This window comes from Roseovarius sp., assembly GCF_018066915.1.
Classification (GTDB): domain Bacteria; phylum Pseudomonadota; class Alphaproteobacteria; order Rhodobacterales; family Rhodobacteraceae; genus Roseovarius.
This window is the reverse complement of sequence record NZ_JAGPVV010000187.1, coordinates 1-14,585: the sequence shown is the minus strand read 5'-3', so window position 1 is coordinate 14,585 and position 14,585 is coordinate 1. Positions and strand designations below refer to the sequence as shown.

At 63.4% G+C, this 14,585-nt stretch carries 15 protein-coding genes and 3 tRNA genes; 8 read left to right on the top strand and 10 right to left on the bottom strand.

From position 1 onward, the window contains the following. Both KBT70_RS10220 and KBT70_RS10215 read right to left on the bottom strand, forming a co-directional pair. The coding region (locus KBT70_RS10220; protein WP_296632326.1) for an ABC transporter transmembrane domain-containing protein at window positions 1-569 on the bottom strand (569 nt) is incomplete at its 3' end. Between the two features lie 100 nt (window positions 570-669). Continuing rightward, window positions 670-743 (bottom strand) — tRNA-Gly (locus KBT70_RS10215). A gap of 185 nt (window positions 744-928) precedes the next feature. Here KBT70_RS10215 and KBT70_RS10210 point away from each other — a divergent pair. Together KBT70_RS10210 and KBT70_RS10205 are read left to right on the top strand one after the other, a co-directional pair. Continuing rightward, window positions 929-1,696 (top strand): class I SAM-dependent methyltransferase, encoded by a 768-nt coding sequence (locus KBT70_RS10210; protein WP_296632323.1) that lies wholly within the window; start codon window positions 929-931, stop codon window positions 1,694-1,696. Between the two features lie 73 nt (window positions 1,697-1,769). Beyond that, window positions 1,770-2,663, top strand: coding sequence for a hypothetical protein (locus KBT70_RS10205; protein WP_296632320.1), 894 nt, complete (start codon window positions 1,770-1,772; stop codon window positions 2,661-2,663). Here KBT70_RS10205 and rlmB read toward each other — a convergent pair. Next, the gene (gene rlmB / locus KBT70_RS10200) at window positions 2,645-3,421 is read right to left on the bottom strand and encodes a 23S rRNA (guanosine(2251)-2'-O)-methyltransferase RlmB (protein WP_296632316.1); all 777 of its coding nucleotides are present in this window, start codon (window positions 3,419-3,421) and stop codon (window positions 2,645-2,647) included. The two genes, KBT70_RS10205 and rlmB, sit on opposite strands and share 19 nt — an antisense overlap. A 135-nt stretch (window positions 3,422-3,556) precedes the next feature. Here rlmB and KBT70_RS10195 point away from each other — a divergent pair. From KBT70_RS10195 to KBT70_RS10180, 4 genes are all read left to right on the top strand, one after another. Next, window positions 3,557-3,640, top strand: a tRNA-Tyr gene (locus KBT70_RS10195). Between the two features lie 168 nt (window positions 3,641-3,808). Further along, the gene (locus KBT70_RS10190) at window positions 3,809-5,266 is read left to right on the top strand and encodes an amidohydrolase family protein (protein WP_296632313.1); all 1,458 of its coding nucleotides are present in this window, start codon (window positions 3,809-3,811) and stop codon (window positions 5,264-5,266) included. After that, complete coding sequence (locus tag KBT70_RS10185) at window positions 5,266-6,003, top strand: hypothetical protein (RefSeq protein ID WP_296632309.1); 738 nt, start codon at window positions 5,266-5,268, stop codon at window positions 6,001-6,003. The genes KBT70_RS10190 and KBT70_RS10185 overlap by 1 nt, the downstream gene beginning before the upstream one ends. Before the next feature lie 92 nt (window positions 6,004-6,095). Then, complete coding sequence (locus KBT70_RS10180) at window positions 6,096-7,100, top strand: hypothetical protein (RefSeq protein WP_296632306.1); 1,005 nt, start codon at window positions 6,096-6,098, stop codon at window positions 7,098-7,100. Between the two features lie 21 nt (window positions 7,101-7,121). Here the strand turns inward: KBT70_RS10180 and KBT70_RS10175 are convergent, their stop codons facing one another. The 7 genes from KBT70_RS10175 to KBT70_RS10145 are packed head-to-tail and all read right to left on the bottom strand — an operon-like array spanning window position 7,122 to window position 13,524. After that, the gene (locus KBT70_RS10175; protein WP_296632303.1) at window positions 7,122-8,051 is read right to left on the bottom strand and encodes an AEC family transporter; all 930 of its coding nucleotides are present in this window, start codon (window positions 8,049-8,051) and stop codon (window positions 7,122-7,124) included. Window positions 8,052-8,056: 5 nt separating this feature from the next. After that, window positions 8,057-8,854 (bottom strand): MBL fold metallo-hydrolase, encoded by a 798-nt coding sequence (locus tag KBT70_RS10170; protein WP_296632300.1) that lies wholly within the window; start codon window positions 8,852-8,854, stop codon window positions 8,057-8,059. Beyond that, on the bottom strand, window positions 8,854-9,645 hold the full coding sequence (locus KBT70_RS10165; RefSeq protein ID WP_296632297.1) for a TatD family hydrolase: 792 nt from the start codon (window positions 9,643-9,645) through the stop codon (window positions 8,854-8,856). Before KBT70_RS10165 ends, KBT70_RS10170 begins: the two co-directional genes overlap by 1 nt. Before the next feature lie 20 nt (window positions 9,646-9,665). Next, entirely contained in the window at window positions 9,666-10,790 is a 1,125-nt protein-coding gene (locus KBT70_RS10160; protein ID WP_296632294.1) for a DNA polymerase III subunit delta', read from the bottom strand. Then, window positions 10,787-11,413 carry a dTMP kinase gene (gene tmk / locus KBT70_RS10155; RefSeq protein ID WP_296632292.1) on the bottom strand — a complete coding sequence of 209 codons (627 nt, stop codon included), beginning with the start codon at window positions 11,411-11,413 and terminating at the stop codon, window positions 10,787-10,789. The genes KBT70_RS10160 and tmk overlap by 4 nt, the downstream gene beginning before the upstream one ends. Beyond that, the gene (locus tag KBT70_RS10150) at window positions 11,410-12,573 is read right to left on the bottom strand and encodes a D-alanyl-D-alanine carboxypeptidase family protein (protein WP_296632290.1); all 1,164 of its coding nucleotides are present in this window, start codon (window positions 12,571-12,573) and stop codon (window positions 11,410-11,412) included. Before KBT70_RS10150 ends, tmk begins: the two co-directional genes overlap by 4 nt. Window positions 12,574-12,588: 15 nt before the next feature. After that, complete coding sequence (locus KBT70_RS10145) at window positions 12,589-13,524, bottom strand: SPOR domain-containing protein (protein WP_296632287.1); 936 nt, start codon at window positions 13,522-13,524, stop codon at window positions 12,589-12,591. A 269-nt stretch (window positions 13,525-13,793) separates the two neighbouring features. Between KBT70_RS10145 and KBT70_RS10140 the strand changes: the two genes are divergently transcribed. Both KBT70_RS10140 and KBT70_RS10135 read left to right on the top strand, forming a co-directional pair. Beyond that, window positions 13,794-13,881 (top strand) — tRNA-Ser (locus tag KBT70_RS10140). A 359-nt stretch (window positions 13,882-14,240) separates the two neighbouring features. Beyond that, entirely contained in the window at window positions 14,241-14,477 is a 237-nt protein-coding gene (locus KBT70_RS10135) for a helix-turn-helix domain-containing protein (RefSeq protein ID WP_296632283.1), read from the top strand. Window positions 14,478-14,585: the final 108 nt, after the last annotated feature.

The window sequence follows — 14,585 nt, the reverse complement described above, 5'->3', positions numbered from 1 at the left end:
GGCACGATCACCAGAGGCACGATCAAGAGAACGAGCCCCGTCAGCTTGGCCGACGTCAGCATCATAAGCCCCATGCCGCCAATCAGGATCAGCAGATTGCGTAGCGCGATCGAGACCGATGACCCGATGACCGAGAGAATGAGCGTGGTATCTGTGGTGATCCGGCTGAGAACCTCGCCGGTCATCAGCCTCTCGAAAAAAGCCGGGCTCATGCCGATCACCCGGTCGAACACCGCCTTGCGAATGTCTGCGACAACCCGCTCGCCCAACCGTGTGACAAGCAGATACCGCAAGCCGGTGCCCACCGCCAGCAGCGCCGCGATAATCACCGCCGCTGCGAAATACTGATCGAGGATGGTGCCATTCTCGGCGCTGAAATTGTCCACCACTCGGCGCACCGCGAGCGGCAGCATCAGCGCCACGGTGGCGGTGATGACAAGCGCCAGAATCGCCGCGCTCAACAATCGACGATAGGGGCGCAGAAAGGGCCACAACTCGGCCAATGCACCGACACGTTTCGATTTCTCGCGATCCAGCAGATCAGCCCCGTTTTCGGCCCTGCGCACCATAGGTCTTAATTCCTCATCCGTTGGCCAAGGTTCTTGGCGGGCGATCACGCCGGGGTCAAGGGGACAGATCAGCCGCAGGGGGAATTGGATTGGAATTGTCTGGAGCGGGCGGCGGGAATCGAACCCGCGTCTCTTGCTTGGAAGGCAAGGGTCTTACCATTACACAACGCCCGCGCACGGTGGCTAATTAGTAGAGCCAAGCCCGAGGGTCAAGCCCGGCTGTCCGGATCGGGACGGCGCTCTGATAATGGCTGAGGGCCTTGATCCGCACAGGTAAAAGCCGCAAGGTGCGGCTAGGGCGCGCTCGAGCGGCTAGAAAACTCCCGGCTTCAGAGGCCGGATCACCGGAGATAAAATGCATGGCCCTTGCCGATACCCTCGCCGCCCGGCTGATCGAAACGGTCAAGGGCCACGACCTGAGCGGCAGCTTCCTCATGCTGGGGCGGCAACGCTGGATCGGGTCGCGGCGGGGTGCATCGTCGCGGGTCTTTGCGCAGGTGCTGGCCGATCACATGCCGGGCGTCAGCGAGGCTGATCTCATCCCCGAGGGCGAGACCTATTCGGAACCATTCTTTGAGAAGCTCGGCTTTACCTCGGTTGACTCGATGGATGTGTCAGATTTCGAAAAGGCCAGCATCATTCAGGACCTGAGCGCCGATCTGCCCAAGAAACTCGAGCGCAAGTTCGACGTGATCTATGATGGCGGCACCTGTGAGCATATCTTTGATTTGCCCACAGCCTATCGCAACATCCACAAGATGCTGAAACCCGGCGGTGTTCTGATCGGGCACAGCCCGTGCAACAATTGGGTCAACCACTCGTTTTACCAGATCAACCCCGAGATGGTGTATGGCTTTTGGGAGGCGACGCTGGGATATGAAGTGCTGCACTGTGCGCTGCAACCGATCAAGCCCGCCCATGCCCGCAAGGTGGTGACGACGACCAATCCCAACGTGACCGGCAAGCGCCCGCGCCTGTCGGGGTCCTTGGCCGAGGGGGGCATCATCCTTGACTATGCCGTGCGCAAGCCCAAACGCTCGACCAAATCGGCGGACAAAGTCTATCAGTCCGATTACGTCAATCGCTGGACCGCACCGGACGCGGAAGACGAAGAGGACGCCGCCTGAGGCGTAAAAGCGTTTCGGGTTGCGGCAAAGCTGCGCTACTCTTGCCGTGCCTGCCTGAGCAAGGACATGCCCGATGACCGATACCAATCAGCCCGCCCCCGACCTGCGCGATCTGCCGTTCGACATCGACCTGCGTCGCCTCAATCTGGGCGTTGGCTATGTGGCGCTTGGTCTGCCGGTGTCGCTCGGGCTGGTGTCGATGCTGACCAACACCTGCTTCAACGCCTCGATCAGCCATTACTATTTTAGCCGGATCGGCGGGGATATCCTTGTCGGCGCCCTCAGCTTTATCGGTCTCTTGCTGATGTTCTTTTACAGCTTTCGCGCGCCGGGGCGCGAGGGCTGCTTGGGCTGGCACTGGTATGATGTGGCGCTGCTCAAGCTCGCGGGAGTGGCTGCCGTGATCGTCGCCTTTGTGCCCACCACCGGCTCGGGCTGTGCATATACAGGCCAAGTGGCGCGCGTGTTCCTGACCGATACAAGCGGCTCAGAGGGGTTTCACCCGCCGGGCGGCACGGTCGAGGGCACGATCAGCTATGACTTTTGGGCCAGTTTCGCCCCCATCGGCCCAGATGTGCCCACAGCCCTTCACATGATGCACTTTGGCGCGGCAGGGGTAATGTTTCTCGTGCTGGGGTATTTCTCGACCTATGTCTTCACCCGCGACAACACCACCGCAGCGCGCCTCGCGGGCAACCGCAAGGACCGGCGCAATCAGTGGTATCGCACGCTTGGACGGATCATCTTTGCCGTGGTGGGCGTGCTTGCGGTCAAGGCGGCGCTGCTCGAGATGATCCTGCCGCTTGCTCTTGCGCAGAGCATCGAAGCGTTCTGGGACAGCCTGCGCCTGACGTTCCTGTTTGAAGCCCTCGGCCTCTGCGCCTTTGGTCTCAGTTGGATGATCAAGGGGCGGTTCATCCCCGCCTTTGAGGATGCCGCCGCCCGCCCTCAGGCGCGTGCGGCGTAGAGGGCCACCGCCGCCGCGTTGGACACGTTGAGCGAGCCGAAATCATTGGCGAACTCGATCCGCACCAACGCATCGCAGACCTCGCGCGTGCGTTCGCGCAGCCCCGGTCCTTCGGCCCCGAGCACAAGGGCAACAGGCCGGTCACGCTTGCCCTCCATCGCGGCCTCGATGCTCATCTCCGCCTCACCTGCCAGCCCCAGCACCAGATAGCCCATCGCCTGCAACTCGATGATCGCATCGGCCAGATTGCGCACCCGCAGATAGGGCTGCCGTTCCAGCGCGCCACTGGCGGTCTTGGCCAATGCGCCGGTCTCGGGGGCGGCGTGGTGGCGGGGGGCGATGACCGCCCGCGCGCCGAATACCTCGGCAGAGCGCAGGATTGCGCCCACGTTATGCGGGTCTGTCACCCGGTCCAACAGCACCACGCGCGGTGCTGTGCGGCCATCGCCCAGACAGACCTCGCCCATTGGCCCCCAATCCAGCGGCTTGACCTCGAGAGCGGCCCCCTGATGCACCGAACCGGGATCAAGCGGCGCATTGAATTTGCGCGGGTCCACCTCTTCGGGGGTGATCCCACTGGCCGCAATCGCCGCCTCCAGCTTGTCGGCGGCATTCTTAGTCACGATCAGGCGCAGCTTTTCGCGGGCGGGATTTTCCAGCGCGTCGCGCACCGCATGCAGGCCAAAAAGCCATACGGTTTCAGAGGCCGCCGCGCGCTTGGCCTGCTCTTTGTCGATCACCCAACGGGGTTTTTTCATGGCTGTCAGGCCCCTCTTTTCCGGCCCGCGACAATGCGACGGGCAGGCACGCCATGCAAGCGATTTTCCGGTTGACGCAGCAGGCGGCCACTAGTAATCAGCCCCCCACGTCCGGCGCGCAAGTGCTGGGAAAGTGGGCGACAGGCCGCAAGGTGTGGCAGGGGACTGTAACTCCCTCGCGGAGACGCACGCCAGGTTCGATTCCTGGGTCGCCCACCACTTTCCCCCATGATTTCAATGACTCAAACAATGGCTCACTCGGTCCGCCCCATGGGACCGCACCCATTGGCGGCGCTTTTAGTTGACGCAGGCGCGCTGATCCCTACCTTATGTCGGGCGGGGCGATCCATGCCTTGCATCCAGATAACCGGCCAAGAGGCGAAACCCATGTGCCAGATTTGCAGCCATGCTCTTGGCGAGACCCAATCCGCGGTTGATTGCTGCCTTTGCGGTGCCCCGAGCACACAGGCGGCTTTTGCCCGGATCGAGGCGGATTTGAATCGGCGCGCCATGCTGGGCGGAACGGCGGCTGTCCTAGGTCTCTTCGCAGGGTTTGGCCTCACGCCGCACCGCGCGCGGGCTCAAACGCCCGGACGCCCGCTCCTCCTCAGCAATCTGCGGTATTTTGACGGTCACAGCCCTGCACTGATCCAAGGGCGCGACATTCTGATCGAGGGCGCGCGGATCACCGCCCTGCCCCCGACAGGACAAGGGCCAGCCGAGGCCGAGCGCATCGACTGCGGCGGGCGCGCGGTCATTCCGGGCCTGATCGACGCGCATTGGCACAGCACGCTTGTCAGCGTGACGCAACTTCAGGCGATGACCGCCGATATCGGCTTTGTGCATCTGATGGCGGGGCGCGAGGCAGGGGCCACGCTCTTGCGCGGGTTCACGACGGTGCGCGATACAGGGGGGCCCGCCTTTGGCCTCAAGCTGGCGATAGACAGGGGTGTCCTGCCCGGTCCGCGCATCCTTGCCTCGGGTGCCATGCTGTCTCAGACCTCGGGGCATGGCGATTTTCGCATGACCTCGGAGTTGCCCCGCGTCGATGGCGATTTGAGCTATAGCGAGCGGGTCGGCGTGGTGGCCATTGCCGACGGGCGCGCCGAGGTTCTGCGCCGCACCCGCGAGCAGTTGATGAAGGGCGCGAGCCAGATCAAGATCATGGCAGGGGGTGGTGTCACCTCGCTCTATGATCCACTCGAGAGCCTGCAATATACCGAAGATGAAATGCGCGCCGCCGTCGAGGCTGCGACGGATTGGGGCACCTATGTCTGTGCTCATGTCTACACGCCCAAAGGCATCCAGCGCGCGCTGCGTGCCGGGGTGAAATCAATCGAGCACGGGCAATTGGCGGACCTGGAAACCGTGCGGATGATGCGCGATGCAGGCGCGTGGTGGTCGATCCAGCCCTTTTTGATGGATGAGGATGCCAATCCCCGCACCGATCCCGTGCAACGCGCCAAGCAGGAAGAGGTGTCCGCAGGCACCGTGCAAGCGTTTGAAATGGGCCGCGCCGAGGGGGTCAATATGGCCTTTGGCACCGACATCCTGATGAACCCCACCGGAGCCAGCAGTCAGGGGCGGCAACTCGCCAAGCTGACCCGTTTCATGCCCCCGCTCGAGGCGTTGCGCATGGCGACGGGGGCGGCGGGCGATTTGCTGGCCATGTCCGGGGACCGCGTGGGCTATGAGGGCCGCTTGGGCGTGATTGCCGAGGGGGCAATGGCCGATCTTTTGGTGGTCGAGGGTGATCCCGAGGCAGCGCTTGACTGGTTGGATCAGCCCGAGCAGAGCCTTGCCATGATCCTCAAGGGCGGGACGGTCGTGAAGGACATGCTCTAATGAGAAACACTCTGCTGGCCGTCTGCACGATCCTGAGCCTCGATGCCCCTGCGCATGCACAGGACTGGAGCGCCCAGATCACGCCCTACGCGTGGGGAACGGGGATCGGCGGCACGATCACGCCGCGCGCAGGCGGCCCGTCATTGCGGTTCGACGAGGGGCTGTCGGACGTTCTCGAAGACCTTGACCGGGCGCTTTTCCTAACGGGGTATGCCCGCTACCAGCGGTTCGTCGTGATGGGGGACATCTCGCACTCGGCCAGTTCCCGGCGCGGAACCGTGCCGCTACCACCCCCTGCCCCCGGCCTGCCTGCGCGCGGACGGATCGAACAGACATCGCTCACGCTCACCGCAGGCTACCGGGCGCTGACAACACCGGATGCGACGGTCGATATCATGGCCGGTCTGCGCCATTGGCGGGTCGAGGGGCGCGCGACAACGCCGGTGCCGGGCCTTGCTGGCGGCATCGACGTGAGTTTCACCGATCCGATCCTCGCCGCGCGCACCAATATTCGCCTCTCGGACCGGTGGTCCTTTATCGGTTATGCCGATGTCGGCGGCTTTGGCGGGGGTTCTGACATGACCTCGCAGCTTGTTGGCACGCTCAACTGGCAGGCCAATGATCGGCTTTGGCTCTCGGCGGGTTACCGGCATCTTTACGTGGATTACAGCAAGAGTGGCCGCAAGTTCGACGCGACATTTTCGGGCCCACTTGCGGGTTTGACCCTTCGCTTTTGATCCGCGCGCGGCGGCGCCCTGCGATAACCGCTTTATCTGCGCCATGGAAAACCCCATAGTGACGGCGGCAGTCAGGCAGGATCACCACAAGAATGGCCCCCAAGAAACAGGCGCCCCAGAGCTATAATATCCTGATCGTCGGTCAGGCTGGCCGTTTGCAATTCGAGGCCATTCTCTTTGCCGCTTCGCTGCGCGCCACCTCTCCCGGCTTTGCGGGGCGTCTCTTTGTGGCAGAGCCGCAGCCGGGGCCACTTTGGCGGGATGATCCGCGCATCAAGGATGAGGACAGCCGCGCGCTCTTGGCTGATCTGGGCGCGGAATTCCTCCCTTTCGAGAGCCGCCATTTCGGCGCGGCCTATCCCTATGGCAACAAGATCGAGGCGCTCTTTGCCCTGCCCAAGGGAGAGCCCTTTGTGTTTTTCGACACCGATACGCTGATCTGTGGCGATCTCGAAACGGTGCCTTTCGATTTCAGCCGCCCCACGGCATCCTTGCGCCGCGAAGGCACCTGGCCGCAGATCGAGCTTTATGGTCCCAGCTATACCCAGATTTGGAAATCGCTCTATGATCGGTTCGGCCTTGATTTCGAAACCTCGCTCGACCCCAGCCAACCCGATGGCTACTGGCAGCACTATCTCTATTTCAACGCAGGGTTCTTTTTCTACCAATGCCCGCATGTCTTTGGTCAACGCTTTCTCGACTACGCGCTCAGCATCCGCGATGACGCCCCGCGCGAATTGATCTGCCAATCGCTTGACCCATGGCTCGATCAGGTGGCGCTGCCCTTGGTGATCCATTCGCTTGGCGGCGGACGTGACACGCTGCCACCCGGCCTATTGGATGGCGCGATCAGTTGTCATTACCGGCTCTTGCCGCTGCTCTACGCGCGCGAGGCCGATCACGTGGTCGAGGTTCTGCAAGAAGTGACGGCCCCGAACAAGATCAAGCGCGTGCTCAAGAATTACGATCCCGCCAAGCGGATGATCTATCAGGGGCGTGGCGCAAAGGTGAGGGCGCTTTTTGACCAGAACGACCTGCCCCGCCGCGAACAGGTGATCCGCAACACGATCAAACGTAACGGCTTCTGGATGCGTTGAAGCCGCTCCAAGTGCCTTGGCTCAGGGCAAGATCTGCAACCAGACCCAAGCTGTGACAATCGTGAGCCCCGTGGACAAGAGCACGCTCGACGCCGCAACCCGCTTGGCATGGCCATAGATATTGGCAAAGACATAGGCATTGACCCCCGGTGCCATCGCCGCCGTCACCACCGCAGAGCGCACGCCCTCAACCGGTAGCCCGATCCCGAGACCAAGGCCAAAGGTGATCGCCGGATGCGCCACCAGCGAAATCAGGCAGACATAGAGGATGACGCGCAGATCACCTTCGGGGCGGTATTGCACCAGCACGCCGCCCAAACCAAAGAGCGCCGCCGGCAGCGCCGCGCGCGCCATGAGATCAAGACCGTCCTCAACCGGCGCGGGCAGCACAAGCCCCGACAGGTTGACAACGAACCCCGCTGCAACCCCCATGATAAGCGTGTTGGAAAACATCGCCTTGAGCACCTTGACCACGACCTGCGGCCCCGCCGTGCCCCGCGCCTTGACGATTTCCATCACGGTGATGCCAAGACCGTAGCAGAATGGCGAATGCACCGCGATAATGGCGAAATTCGCGGCCAAAGCATCGGTGCCATAAGCGCGCTCCATGATCGGCAGACCCAACAAGAGCGAGTTGGAAAAGAGGCAGCAAAAGCCGATGGCAACCGCGTCCTCCCATGTCCGGCCAAAGATCAGCCGCGCTCCAAAAAGCCCGAGCGCAAAGCCGGAACTGGCGCCCACATAGAAACTGAGCAACAGCCGCCAATCGAAACTTTGCCCCAGATCAAGCCGCGATATGGCGGTGAAGAGCAAACAGGGAATGGCGAATTTCTGGGTGAAACTCATCAGGCCATCCACACCCGCCTGACTGAACCAGCGTCGCCAGACCGCGAGATAGCCAAAGCCGATCACCAGAAAGACCGGCAGGATGATTTCAAACAGCGCCTGCATCGCGCTCAGACCGTATAACGCAGGATCATCCCGTCGTAGGCGGGGGTCACATGCGCAGGCGTTTCCTCTTCCACGGTCTGATAATCAAGGTCGATATGCATATTGGTCAGCACCGCCCGGCGCGGGGCGGCGCGGGCGATCCACTCGAGCGACAGCGCAAGATGGGCATGTGTAGGATGGGGCGTGCGGCGCAGCGCATCCAGAATCCAGCAATCAAGCCCGCTCAACACCGGCCAAACATCCTCGGGGATGGCGGCCACATCGGGCAGATAGGCCAGATCCCCCACGCGAAAGCCAAGAGCGTCAATCGAGCCATGATTGACCTGAAACGGGATCAGCCGGATCGCCCCGCCCGCACCCTCGATCTCGAACGGGCCGTCAATCGTGTGCATGTCGAGAATTGGGGGATAGGGGCTGTCTTCGGGTTGGACAAACGCATAACCAAAGCGCGCATAGAGCGCGTTTTGCGTGTCACCATCAGCCCAAACAGGCAAACGCTGGCGCATGTTGAAAACGATCATTCGCAGGTCGTCGATGCCATGCACATGATCCGCGTGGGCGTGGGTATAGACCACCGCATCAAGCGCGCCGATCCCTGCGTCGAGCAGTTGCGCGCGCAAGTCGGGCGAGCTGTCGATCAACACGCGGGTGATGCCACCTTCGCTCTCCCGCTCGATCAGCAGCGAACAACGGCGGCGGGTGTTGCGTGGGTTGGTGGGGTCACACTCGCCCCAATGCCCGCCCAAGCGCGGCACGCCGCCGGACGATCCACAGCCCAGAATGGTAAAGCGCACCTCGGCCATCACAGCACCGCCTTGGTAAAGAGCCGCTCGAAATTGGCTTCGGTCTGCGCGGCAAAGGCGGCCCAGTCCATGCCAAAGACCTCCGCCCCCTTCTGGCCCGTGTGCAGCGTATAGCCAGGCTCGTTGCGGCGACCGCGATAGGGGGGCGGTGCCAGATAGGGCGCGTCGGTTTCCAAGAGAATTCGGTCTACCGGGGCGCTCGCGAAAATATCGCGCAACTCCTGGCTCTTGGGGAACGCGGCGATGCCTGACATCGACAGGTAAAACCCCAGATCAAGCGCGGCGTGGGCCAATGCGGCACTGGAGGAAAAGCAATGCATGACGCAGGTATAGGCCCCGTTGCGATATTCCTCGCTCAGGATACGGGCCATGTCGTCATCCGCATCGCGGGCATGGATGATGAGCGGAAGGCCCGTGCGTCGCGCCGCCTCGATATGCACGCGCAGGCTGGTTTTTTGCACCTCGGCGCTCTCGGCGGTGTAGTGATAATCAAGGCCGGTCTCGCCGATGCCGACAAACTTGGGGTGTTCGGCAAATTTCACCAGCTCATCGACTGTCACCAACGGGCTCTCTGCCGCGCGCATCGGGTGAATTCCCGCCGCATAGAAAACCGCTTCATGGGCCTCGGCAATCGCACGCACGCGCGGTTCCTGCTCCAGACGGGTGCAGATTGTCACCATTCGGTGAACGCCTGCCGCCACGGCGCGGGCAATCACCGCATCCCGCTCCTCGTCGAAATCGGGAAAGTCGAGGTGGCAATGGCTGTCGGTGATGCGAATGTCGGTGCTCATGCCTGTCCTCGGGCGGGGGCTCAGGCCCCGGCGGTTTGCTGAATCCTGAACACCGTATCTAGGACCAGGCTGGCAGGGTCAAGGTTGACCGCCCGCCCATGACGCGCGCGCGCGCCAATCGCCTCGGCACAGTCCGCCCAATCGCGCCCCTTGCGGGCATCGGGCGCCAGCCGTGCCAAAAGCGCCGCCTCTCCGGCTGCCGCCTCGGCGCGTGGTGCGTGGCCGGTGGCCCCAGCCCGCGCCAGACGCGCCAGCAAAAGGTCTGTCAAAGAAAACAGCAGATCAAGCCGCTCTTCTGCCCCCCGCGTCGCCGCCGCCTCGGCCAGTCGCAGGGCACGGGGGCGGTCAAGGCGCGGCAGGCTCTCCAGCAAGCCCACAAGCTCGGCGTAGAGTTTGAGGCCCCCCAGATTGAGCAGCCGCACCGCAGCCCCGACCGAGCCGCCCGACAATTCCGCCAGTGCCGCCGGATCGCCTTCGGGTGCGATGCCCGCCTGCTCCAGCGCCCGCGAAATCTCTTGCGGTCCCAGAGGGGCCAGCCGCAGCGTGCGACAGCGCGAGCGGATGGTCGGCAAGAGACCAGAGGGCTGATGCGATACGAGCAACATCACCGTGCGCGCGGGTGGCTCTTCCAGCATCTTGAGGATGGCATTGGCCGCTTGGGTGTTGAGATCATCCGCCGCATCGACGATCACCACCCGCCGCCCACCATCGGCAGCCGAGAGGGCAAAGAAATTGCCCAAACGCCGCACCTCGGAGACACGGATTTCGGCGGCCAGCCTGTCGCCCTTGTCGGTCGGTCCGCGCCGCAGCAAAAACAGCCCCGGATCAGACAGCGCAAGCAAACGCCGAGACACCGGATGATCCGGGGCGATGTCCAGCGTTGCGGGTGGCGGCGGTGCGCCAAATAGCCCTTCCTCCTGAACCAGCGGTGTGGCCAGCAAAAACCGCGCGATCCGCCACGCCAGCGTCGCCTTGCCCACACCACGTGGCCCGGTGATCAGCCACCCGTGATGCAGCCGCCCGGTGTTGAACGCATCGAGAAACTCTGCCTCTGCGGTGCCTTGGCCAAAAAGCTGCGCCGTCTCACGCGGGTGCGGCGCCCCCTCGACGCGGTCCGGTTCCGGCAAGAGGCCATCTTCGCTCATGGTAGATGCGCCTGCACCACGCGGGCTACATCCTCGGCCACCGCGTCCAAATCGCGCGCGCCGTCGATCACCGCAAACCTCGGGGCGAATTCCTGCGCGAGGGCCAGAAACCCGGTGCGCATCCGCGCCTGCATCCCCTCGCCGAACGACTCGAACCGCGCCTCGGCCCCGCCACGCGACAGCGCCCGGCCCAGACCCACGCCAGGGTCGATATCAATCAGCAGCGTCAGATCCGGCTCCCGCCCGATCATCAGGGCATGCAACTGATCCACCAGCCCGCGCAGATCGCTCCGCCCTAGACCCTGATACATCCGCGTGCTATCGGCAAAGCGGTCGCAGATCACCACCGCGCCACGCGCCAGAGCGGGTGCAATCACCCGCTCCAGATGGTCGCGCCGCGCGGCGGTAAAGAGCAGGATTTCCGTTTCGGCGGACCAGCGGTCCTTGTCGCCTTCGAGCACCAGACGCCGGATTTCCTCGGCCCCCGGACTGCCGCCCGGTTCGCGCGTCAGCACGACGTCGCGGCCCATGGCGCGCAACGCCTCGGCCAGCCGCCGCGCCTGCGTGGATTTGCCCGACCCGTCGATCCCTTCGAAACTGAGAAACAGCCCCTGCCCGCTCAAAGCGCCCCCTCGGGGCCCTGTTGCAACCGCGCCAGAAGCAAACCCGAGACCGTGCGCATCCGGGTCATGAACCCGCCCTGTGCCACATCTTCGGCGGCGACCAGCGGCACGCGCGTTTTAGGCAGGCCCTCGGGCGCAAAGACCAGTTCCGCCAGCACATCGCCCTTGGCCACGGGCGCACGCACTGGCCCGGTATAGACCACCTCGCCCTTCAACTCGCCGCCATCGAGCACCGGCAACAGGGTCGAGACATCCTCGGCCACGGTCAGGCCCACGCTTGTCGCCTCGCCCATCCAGACCTCGGCACGCGCCACTTCCTCGCCCGCTGTGAGCACGGATTTCTGCGCGAATTGCCGAAAGGCCCAGTTCACGATCGACTCGGATTCGCGCGCGCGGTCCTCAGCGGTGGCCAGTCCCGAGATCACGAAGACGACGCGCCGGTCGCCCTGTTTGGCCGATCCGGTCAGGCCAAAGCCCGCCTGTTCGGTATGACCGGTCTTGAGGCCATCCGCCCCGATCCCCAGCCCGAGCAGCGGGTTGCGATTGCTGATGTTGCTGGGCGCGCGGCCGTCAAAACGAAATTCGGTCTCGGCAAACATCGGGTAGAACTCGGGGAAATCCTCGATGATGTGCCGTGCGAGCAGGGCCAGATCACGCATGCTCATGACATGGCCCTCGGCGGGCCAGCCGCTGGCGTTGCGGAACATGGAATTGGTCATGCCCAATTGCTGCGCGCGCTGCGTCATGAATCGGGCAAACCCCGCCTCGGTCCCGTCGGGGCTCAGCGCCTCGGCGATCACGGCGCAGGCGTCATTCCCGGACAGAACGATGATCCCGCGCAACAGATCCTCGACCCGCACCCGGTCGGTGGTGTCCAGAAACATGGTCGAGCCACCATAGCTCATGGCGTGCTCGGACACGGGCAGACGTTCATCCAGCGTCAACCTCCCGCTGCGCACCGCCTCGAAGGCCACGTAAAGCGTCATCAGCTTCGACATCGACGCAGGCGGCATGGGCGTATCGGCGTTCTTGTCGAGCAGCACCGTGCCGGTGGTTACGTCCATGACATAGGCGGCCTTGGCACTGGTCTCAAAGGCCTGCGCAGGAAGTGCCACCCCAAGGCAGAGCGTGGCGGCGGCAATGTGGCGGATAAGGCGCATCAGACCCTCCTGATCTCAGTTGGTTACGGCATAGGCGTCTTCAAAACCGATGCCTTGGATCTTCTTGAGCAGGGCGGCCCGCTCCGAGGCATTGGTCGCGGGCCCCACGATCACCCGCCAAAAGGCCTTGCCCTGACTGTTTTGCTCCAGCACCGTGGGCACCATCCCGGCCTGTCGCATTGCGGTCGCGGTGTTGCGGGCGTTCTCCTCGACGCTGAAAATCCCGATCTGGATAAAGGGCTTGTCGAGGCTCGATGTCCGGGCAGGTGCCGGTGTGGGTGCCGCGGCAGGCGTTGGGTTCGGTGCCGCCGCAGCCGTGGTTTGAGGCGCGGGTGCCGCAGCCTCAGCCGCCTCAGCCGCGTCTATCGCCGCTGCGGCCCCGGCCACAGGCTCGAGTGCCGTCGCCTCGATGTCTGCCGGGGCAGCAAGGGTCACGGCCGCATCCGGGGCTGCTTCGGGCTCCGGAGTTTCTTCCTTGGCCTCTTCCCGGCGAAGCGCGGTTACATTGAGCTGGACCGGGGCCCCGGCCAGCATGCCAAGGGCGGCGGCGGCGTCCGAAGACACCTGCAACGCCGGGCCGGGAATGTCACGCGCGCGCCGGAAAAGCGCGCCGATCACGAATTTCGAATCCGCCGTGCTGCGGATGATCACCCGCTCGGGTTCCTTGACATCAGGATGGGCCACCCAGACCCCGCCGAGCGATGGCCGCCCATCCCAGAGCCCCATGTCGGTGACTTGGAACACATCGGGCGCCTCGACGTCACGCTCCACCAGCTTGACCGAGGTGCGCGCGGGCGCGGCCCCCTCTGCCGAGGATTGCCGGGCGCTGTCAGGTTTGAGCCAGGATGGCGCACCCTCCTCGCATCCCGCCAGCACCACCATCGCCGCACCGACGAGGACGAGCCGCGTCAGCCGCACCTGTCCGCCCTTGCCCTGTTCCGCAACTGTCATCTCTTGCCCCTTGCCCTTTGCCCCATGCCCGTATGCGCAAGCGGTCGGCGTCGTTTGCCGGTGGTCCGGTCTTGCCTGTTATCGTCCCGGTCCTGTCGCGCGCCCGCACTCTAGCGCCTTGCCCCCCGCGTGAAAAGTGCGCAGGCGGGCGATGCGCGATTTTCCCCGGCATCCCCCCCTTTCAGAATCGCCCGGACCTCTGTAGGCACGGTCGAACCACAAGCGGTTGCGACGTCGGAACAACCCGATAGACGCCCCACGCACGGCACGGAAGCTTGGCAGAGTGGTCGATTGCACTGGTCTTGAAAACCAGCGTACCGAGAGGTACCCAGGGTTCGAATCCCTGAGCTTCCGCCATATTTTCATTTAAGCCTTTGTTTTAGTGGTGATTTAATTTTGGCGCGCAATTCCTGCCACCATAAATGCCACCAACATTTGCGCCATTGCATGCCATTCGATGCAACAGCCTGCATCTGTTGCTGGTGTTTCGGTCTATCAGTGCATGACGATTTCCGAGCGAGGGTCGGCGTAATCCGCGCTCAGGCGGACACACCGACATAGGAAAATTCGCACTCAACGCAGAATCCTACGGCAATCCGATGAAAATCTTGCTATAAGAGGAAATACCACAACCTGCACACATCCAACCTTCGTCGGGAGCCTAGAAAACAGCCGACGGGGTAAGAAGTCGTGTGCGCAACTCAAGGAGACCCCGAGTGCCATTAAATACTACTAATCTCTATTTGTCCGTCGAGCAAGTCGCAAAGCGCTTCAGCGTCTCGAAGGACACGATTTGGCGCTGGAAGCGGAACGGCGAGTTCCCGGCCCCGGTCAAGCTGGGCGGAACGACTACCCGTTGGCGTCTTTCCGATATCGAAGAATATGAGAGCCAGCTCATCTGCGGCTTTATCACCTACTTCGACATCGAGCCCGCCAGCATGACCCTGCACTGACGCCTCACCAGGTATCCCGACATCCATAAGGTCTGCGTCACGGCGTAGGCTCAGCTCCACCCCCTGCGCGTCCTGTGTCGCGCCGGTCTCTCCAGTCCTGTCCAAATC

Coding starts and splice junctions, on each gene's coding strand:
- KBT70_RS10210 (WP_296632323.1), top strand. CDS start 929: ATGGCCCTTGCCGATACCCTCGCCGCCCGGCTGATCGAAACGGTCAAG.
- KBT70_RS10205 (WP_296632320.1), top strand. CDS start 1,770: ATGACCGATACCAATCAGCCCGCCCCCGACCTGCGCGATCTGCCGTTC.
- rlmB (WP_296632316.1), bottom strand. CDS start 3,421: ATGAAAAAACCCCGTTGGGTGATCGACAAAGAGCAGGCCAAGCGCGCG.
- KBT70_RS10190 (WP_296632313.1), top strand. CDS start 3,809: ATGTGCCAGATTTGCAGCCATGCTCTTGGCGAGACCCAATCCGCGGTT.
- KBT70_RS10185 (WP_296632309.1), top strand. CDS start 5,266: ATGAGAAACACTCTGCTGGCCGTCTGCACGATCCTGAGCCTCGATGCC.
- KBT70_RS10180 (WP_296632306.1), top strand. CDS start 6,096: ATGGCCCCCAAGAAACAGGCGCCCCAGAGCTATAATATCCTGATCGTC.
- KBT70_RS10175 (WP_296632303.1), bottom strand. CDS start 8,051: ATGCAGGCGCTGTTTGAAATCATCCTGCCGGTCTTTCTGGTGATCGGC.
- KBT70_RS10170 (WP_296632300.1), bottom strand. CDS start 8,854: ATGGCCGAGGTGCGCTTTACCATTCTGGGCTGTGGATCGTCCGGCGGC.
- KBT70_RS10165 (WP_296632297.1), bottom strand. CDS start 9,645: ATGAGCACCGACATTCGCATCACCGACAGCCATTGCCACCTCGACTTT.
- KBT70_RS10160 (WP_296632294.1), bottom strand. CDS start 10,790: ATGAGCGAAGATGGCCTCTTGCCGGAACCGGACCGCGTCGAGGGGGCG.
- KBT70_RS10150 (WP_296632290.1), bottom strand. CDS start 12,573: ATGCGCCTTATCCGCCACATTGCCGCCGCCACGCTCTGCCTTGGGGTG.
- KBT70_RS10145 (WP_296632287.1), bottom strand. CDS start 13,524: ATGACAGTTGCGGAACAGGGCAAGGGCGGACAGGTGCGGCTGACGCGG.